General features: G+C 65.8%; 1 protein-coding gene. It reads right to left on the reverse strand.

Annotated features, from left to right (window positions below; translation table 11 throughout):
* The coding region (locus G3O06_RS48355; protein WP_205820470.1) for an electron-transfer flavoprotein:ubiquinone oxidoreductase at positions 1-1,306 on the reverse strand (1,306 nt) is incomplete at both ends.

The following is a 1,306-nucleotide window of genomic DNA, read 5'->3' on the forward strand; positions in this document are numbered from 1 at the left end:
CAGTTCTGCGCGTTGATCACCAGGCGGTCGCTGCCGTCGTCGTTCTTCACGAACTCGTACACCGCCGCCGGGCAGAAGCGCCCCTCCGGCCCCGCGTACGTGTGCAGGTTCACGTTCACCGGCACGTTCGCATCCTTCAGCGTCAGATGCGCCGGCTGGTTCTCTTCATGGTTCGTGTTCGAGATGAACACCGACGACAGCCGGTCGAACGTCAGCTTGCCGTCCGGCTTCGGATACTCGATCGGCTGGCATTGCGACGCCGGCTTCAGCATCTCGTGGTCCGCATGCTTGTGGTGCAGCGTCCACGGCACGTTGCCGCCCATCAGCTTCTGCTCGAGCCCGACCATCAGCGTGCCGAGGTACAGGCCCTTCGCCATCCACTGCTTGAAGTTGCGCGCGCGGTACAGCTCCGTGTACAGCCACGACTGCTTGAAGGCGTCCGGGTATGCGTTGAGCTCGTCCGACTGGCGGCCGGCCTGCACCGCGTCGAACGCGGCGTCGGCCGCCAGCATGCCGGTCTTGATCGCCGCGTGGCTGCCCTTGATCCGCGATGCGTTCAGGAAGCCCGCGTCGTCGCCGATCAGCGCACCGCCCGGGAACACCGTCTTCGGCAGCGACAGCAGCCCGCCGGCGGTGATCGCACGCGCGCCGTACGACACGCGCTTGCCGCCTTCCAGGAACGCGCGGATCGACGGGTGCGTCTTGTAGCGCTGGAATTCCTCGAACGGCGACAGGTACGGGTTCGTATAGCCGAGGCCGACCACGAAGCCGACCACGACCTGGTTGTTGTCCATGTGATACAGGAACGAGCCGCCGTAGGTATCCGACTTCAGCGGCCAGCCAGCCGTGTGGATCACGAGGCCCGGCTTGTGCTTCGCCGGGTCGATTTCCCACAGTTCCTTGATGCCGATCCCGTACGCCTGCGGATCCGCGTTCGCGTCGAGCTTGAACTTCGAGATCAGCTGGCGGCCGAGGTGGCCGCGGCAGCCTTCGGCGAACAGCGTGTACTTCGCGTGCAGCTCCATGCCGAGCTGGAAGTTCTCGGTCGGCTCGCCGTCCTTGCCCACGCCCATGTTGCCGGTCGCGACGCCCTTCACCGAGCCGTCGTCGTTGTACAGGATCTCGGCGGCGGGGAAGCCGGGGAAGATCTCGACGCCCAGCGCTTCGGCCTGTGCCCCCAGCCAGCGCGTGACGTTGCCCAGCGAAATCACGTAGTTGCCGTGGTTCTGGAAGTTGGCGGGCAGCGCCCAGTTCGGCGTGGTGACCGCGCTCTTCTCGGACAGGAACAGGAAGCGGTCTTCCGTCA

Source organism: Burkholderia sp. Ac-20345, from assembly GCF_017104825.1.
Classification (GTDB): Bacteria; Pseudomonadota; Gammaproteobacteria; order Burkholderiales; family Burkholderiaceae; genus Burkholderia; species Burkholderia lata_B.